Raw genomic sequence first — 5,148 nt, 5'->3', positions numbered from 1 at the left:
CCCCTGATCCGCGCGGATCAGGGGCGTGAACTCACTTCTCGGCGGACGACACGATCCGCGCGAGCGCGTCGAGTGCAGCGAACGGGTCGTCCTGGCGCTCGGGGTCCGGGCTCGTCGGCACGACGACGACGCTGGTGACCCCGTTCGCCTCGAGCGCGGCGAGCCGGGCGCGGACGACGTCGGGCGGCCCGACGATCGCGAGCTGGTCGACCCACTCGTCGGGCAGGGCGCTGGAGAACTCCTGCGGCGTCGGCGTCGAGTCGCGCAGCGCGCGGAACTCGGCCGCGAACGGCAGCGGGTCGATCTGCGCGGTCCAGTCCGCGGCGCCGAAGGTGGCCAGTGCGGGCCGGACGATCTCGCGGGCCGTCGCGACGTCGTCGTGCACCACGGCGAGGGCGAACGCGACGAGCGTGTGCTCGGGCGGGGCGCTCGGACCGGCCGCGGCGCGGCCGCGCTCGACGGCTGCGCGGACCACGCCCAGGTACTCGGGGGTCACGGGCATGTCGAGGATGGTGCCGTCGGCGACGCGGCCCGAGACCTCCAGGGACCTGGGCCCGCGCACCCCGTCGAGGACGGGCGGCGCGACGGCGGGAGGGCTGTACAACGCAACGTCATCGAGTTGTACGTAGCGTCCGTCGGTGCTGAGGCGCTCGCCGTGCAGCAACGAGCGGACGGCGCTCGTGGTCTCCTCCAGCAGTGTCAGGGGGCTCGCCGGCCACACCCCGATCTGCCGCATCCACGCGGGCATCCCGTGCCCGATCCCCAGCGCCAGCCGCCCCGGGTGGAGCTCGGCGAGCGTCCCGGCCTCGAGAGCCGTCATGGCGGGGCTCCGCACCGCTGCCGGCAGGATCCCGATGCCCACGCGGATCGACTCCGTGCGCGCGAGGATCGTCGCGGCCTGCGCGATCCCGCCCCGGAAGAAGCAGTCCTCGACGACCCAGACCTCGTCGAGGCCGATCTCCTCGGCGCGCGACACGAACGGCAGCAGATCGGTGATGGGCAGGTCGCGCGGCACGATCACGCCGAGACGAGGACGGGGCACGGTGGTTCTCCTTCGGACGGGGCGACTCGCTCCACCCTAGGCGTGCCCCCGGCGCTCGTCTCGAAATGTCCTGGCTCGGCTCGCCCGCGCGGCCTACCGTCGAAGGCATGAGCCTCACGACGGGATCCTTCGCCGCGTTCGACGACCACCTCCGGCAGGCTGCCGCAGGGGACGAGTTCTCGGGGGTCGTGCTCGTCTCGCGGGACGGTGAGACGCTGTTCGAACGCGCCTACGGCCTGGCCTCGCGGCGCTGGGGCGTGCCCGTCGAGGTCTCGACGCGCTTCGACGTCGCGTCCGTGACCAAGCTCTTCACCTCGGTCGCGGTCCTCCAGCAGGTCGCGGCCGGGACCCTCGACCTGGACACCTCGATCCACGACTACGTCGACCTCGACGGGACGCAGATCCCTCGGCAGGCGACGCTGCGCCACCTGCTGTCGCACACCTCGGGCATCGCGGACGACGCCGACGAGGAGGCCGGCGAGTCCTACGAGGCCTTGTGGGTCGACAAGCCGAACTACTCGGTCACGCAGACCGCGGACTTCCTGCCCCAGTTCGTCCACAAGACCCCGACGTTCGGTGTGGGCGAGGGCTGCCGGTACTGCAACGTGGGATACGTCCTGGCCGGCCTGGCGCTGGAGCGTGCCACGGGCCTCACCTACCGCGACTACGTCCGTGAGCACGTGTTCGCGCGCGCGGGCATGGCGTCGTCGGGCTTCTTCGACATGCGTGAGGCGGTCCCGGACGTCGCGGAGGGCTGGGAGCCCGTCCGCGCGACCGCGCCCGACGGCGAGGCCCCCGACGGCGCAGCTCCCGTCGACGACGGCGACGCTCCGGTCGTGGGGTGGCGGCAGAACATCTACAGCTACCCGCCCATCGGCTCGCCCGACGGCGGCGCGCACGTCACGGCGGCCGACCTGGTCCGCTTCCTCGACGCGGTCCGGGCGGGCGAGCTGCTGCCACCGGACCTCACGGACGCGTTCCTGAGCCCGCAGGCGCTGCACCACGAGGTGCCCGACGCGGCGCCCGGGAAGGCCGCGGCCGTGCACTTCGCGTTCGGGCTCGAGATCGAGACGACCGCGGACGGCCAGGTCCGGTCGTTGTCCAAGGACGGGATCAACACGGGGGCGAGCGCGATCGTGAAGCACTACCCCGGGCAGGGCGGCGAGCCCGGCGTGACGATCGCCGTCGTGTCCAACAGCGAGGACGGTGCCTGGGACCCGATCAGGCGGCTCGACGACCTGGTCACCGGGGCGTAGCCGGCAGGGCCTGGGCAGCCTCGACCGCCGCGTCGACGCTCGGCAGCAGGCGTCCGTCCGTCGCGAGCGCCGCGAACCACGGCGAGGCCGCGGCCCTGGCCGCGGTCTCGGCCGGGACGCGCGCGAGCAGGAGCGTACAGCCGATCCCGGCGAGCTGTCGGTCGAGGTCCGCGAGCCCGTCGAGCACGGTCGAGGTGACGCCGCGCTGGGCCCCGGACTCCAGGACCACGGCGTGCGGTGCGGGGGTGCTCGCCCTGGCCAGGGCAAGGATGCGTTCGACCGTGGGCCGGGTGTTCGCGGTGTAGAGGCCGGCGTCGAGGTGCAGGACCAGGACCCCGGGTGCGACGCCCGACTCCAGGGCTGCCTCGCGCGCGACCTCGCGCGTCACGTCGGCGCCCTCCTCGGAGTCGTCGCCCTCGGCCGTGCCGCGGTCGACGGGCGCCCAGCCGCCCCGCTGGGCGCGCACGAGCGGGACGACGCGGGGCCGGTCGAGCTCGCGCAGCACGAGGACGAGCGTGAGCCCCACCCCCACGCCGACCGCGGGCAGGAGACCGGCCACGAGGCCGATCCCGGTCGTCACGAGCGCGACCGCGAACTCGACGCGGCTGATCCGCCAGAGCACGACGAAGTCGCCGACCTTGATGAGGCTCACGGTCGCGACGACGACCATGGCGCCCAGCGTGGCCTGCGGCAGGTCGTCGAGCACCGGGGCGAGGAAGAGCGCGACGAGGATCGCGAGGGCCGCGGTCACGAGCCCGGCGACCTGCGTCCGCGCCCCGGCGCGGAGGCTGACCGCGGTCTGGGAGAAGCCGCCCGCGGGCGGCATGGCGCGGAAGAACGCTCCGACGACGGCCGCGACCCCGTTCGCCAGGAGCTCCTGGTCCGGGCCGATCTGGGGCTCGTCGGGTCGGCGGACCCCACGACCCACGGCGACCGTCTCGAGGAATGCCATGATCGCGATCGCGCTCGCCCCGGCGAGCATCGAGCCGACCAGGGACAGGTCCGGCAGCACGGGCAGCGGCAGCCCGGGCGGGACGGGTTCGATGACCTCGACGCCCCGGTCGGCGAGGCCTGCGAACGCCACGAGCAGGATGCCCACGGCCACGACGACGAGCGGAGCGGGCACCCGGGGGGCGACGCGGCCGAGCAGCAGCAGGACCGCGATGCTCCCGGCCGAGAGCGCGACCGTCGCCGGGACCGCCTGGTCCAGGCTGCCGAGCGCGGAGCCGAGCACGTGGAAGAAGCCTGTCGCGTCGGGGTCGGCGGGCACCCCGAGCAGGTGGGGGAGCTGGGCTGCGGCGACCGTCGCGCCGACTCCCGCCTTGATCCCCACGAGCGTGGCCTGCGAGATGTTCTCGACGAGCGATCCCAGCCGCAGCACACGGGTGAGCAGCAGCAGCGCACCGACGAGCAGGGTGAGCGTCGACACGGCCCGCGCGGGGTCCTCGGCGTCGGCCGCGACCCCGGCCGCGAGCAGCGTCGAGGCCGACAGCGTCGCGATGGTCGACGTCGTGCTCATGCTCAGCGTGCGCGAGCCGCCGAGCAGCGCGTACACGACGAGCGGCACCATGCACGTGTACAGGCCGAAGCCCACGGGCAGGTTCGCGATCGTCGCGTACGCCATGGCCTGCGGCACGACGACGGCGCCTGCCGACAGCCCGCCCACGACGTCGGCGCGGAGCCAGCTCGCGCGATACCCGCGCAGGGTCGGGAAGAGGTCGACGCGGGGCATCGGGCGCGTGGGGCGGCGCCGTGGACCTGTCGGCATGGACGTCACGGAGCCTGCGTCCCGTCCCGAGGACCGGTTCCCGCCGCACCACCCGCTGCACTACCCGCCGCACCCCCCGTCGAGCGACTCGGGGGGTCGCCCGGCGGGACGGGGAAGACCTGCGCCCAGTCGTCCCGGACGCTCACCACGGTCCACCCCTTCTCGGCCGCGGTCGCCAGCGCCTGGTCGGCACCTGCGTCGTACGGCGGGTCCCCGCGGTCGGGGTCGTCGTGGTGGATCAGCAGCGCCAGGCCCCGGGGGTGCGCGGCCGCGTACCCGAGCATCGGCACGTCCCCGTTGGAGTTGCCCACCGCGAGCACGGGCCGTCGGCCGGTCCGGCTCCAGATGCGCACGGGCTTCTCGGGGCCGTCGTCCAGGAAGGAGAAGGCCGACCCGTAGACGACGTCGGCCTTCTCCTCGTCGAAGGTGAGCCCCAGGCTCGACCCCACGACCTGCTCGGGGGCCACCCCGTAGTAGTCCTCGGTGAACGGCCGCATGAAGTCGCGGTCGCCGCCCGAGGTGATGTACGTCGTGAAGCCGTGCGCCCGCAGGAGGTCGAGCAGCTCGCGCATCGGCTGGTAGGTCGCGTACCGGTACGGGAGGCCGAGCGCCGGGTGGACGGCCGTGTCGAGGAAGGCGCGGACCTCGTCGGCGTACTGGCCCACGGACCGGCCCTCCTGCACCGCGACGACGGCCTCGATCAGGGGACGGAGGTCGGAGTCGTCGCCCGCGTAGTGCTTGTCGATCGCGGCGCCGAGCCAGGCGAGGTCCCCGGTCGAGGCCGCCCGGTACGGCTCGGTCTGCGCGAGGGCCGGGTCGGTCGCGGCAGCCCGCGCCCACTGCTCGACCAGGAAGTGGAGCTGGACCGGCATGGGCTTCTCGGCCCACAGGGTGCCGTCGTTGTCGAAGACCGCGACGCGCTCCTCGACCGGGAGTGCTCCCGGTCCGGTCGTGATCGCGGCCACGAGGTCGAGGATCGCCGTGCGGGTCGGGGTGTCGCGCCAGGACGGAAGGTCGGTCATCGGAGGTCCTCTCACCGGTTCGGGTACGGGACGCCCGGGGTGGTCGGCACGAGGCCGACC

Annotated in this window: 4 protein-coding genes; 1 reads left to right on the top strand and 3 read right to left on the bottom strand. The window is 74.0% G+C overall.

Going from position 1 to position 5,148, the window contains the following annotated elements:
• Window positions 1-31: 31 nt before the first annotated feature.
• Window positions 32-1,042, bottom strand: coding sequence for an LLM class flavin-dependent oxidoreductase (locus ACFRCR_RS16700; protein ID WP_377679087.1), 1,011 nt, complete (start codon window positions 1,040-1,042; stop codon window positions 32-34).
• A 107-nt stretch (window positions 1,043-1,149) separates the two neighbouring features.
• On the opposite strand from ACFRCR_RS16700, the gene ACFRCR_RS16695 reads away from it, so the two are divergent.
• On the top strand, window positions 1,150-2,298 hold the full coding sequence (locus tag ACFRCR_RS16695; RefSeq protein ID WP_377679086.1) for a serine hydrolase domain-containing protein: 1,149 nt from the start codon (window positions 1,150-1,152) through the stop codon (window positions 2,296-2,298).
• Here the strand turns inward: ACFRCR_RS16695 and ACFRCR_RS16690 are convergent.
• Together ACFRCR_RS16690 and ACFRCR_RS16685 are read right to left on the bottom strand one after the other, a co-directional pair.
• A complete protein-coding gene (locus ACFRCR_RS16690; RefSeq protein ID WP_377679084.1) occupies window positions 2,285-4,030 on the bottom strand; it encodes a SulP family inorganic anion transporter in 1,746 nt (581 codons plus the stop codon). The genes ACFRCR_RS16695 and ACFRCR_RS16690 overlap by 14 nt on opposite strands.
• A 41-nt stretch (window positions 4,031-4,071) precedes the next feature.
• Window positions 4,072-5,088, bottom strand: coding sequence for an HAD family hydrolase (locus ACFRCR_RS16685; protein WP_377679082.1), 1,017 nt, complete (start codon window positions 5,086-5,088; stop codon window positions 4,072-4,074).
• Window positions 5,089-5,148: the final 60 nt, after the last annotated feature.

This window comes from Oerskovia sp. NPDC056781 (genome assembly GCF_042789955.1).
GTDB classification, from domain to species: domain Bacteria; phylum Actinomycetota; class Actinomycetes; order Actinomycetales; family Cellulomonadaceae; genus Oerskovia; species Oerskovia rustica.
This window is presented reverse-complemented; position numbering and strand designations above follow the sequence as displayed.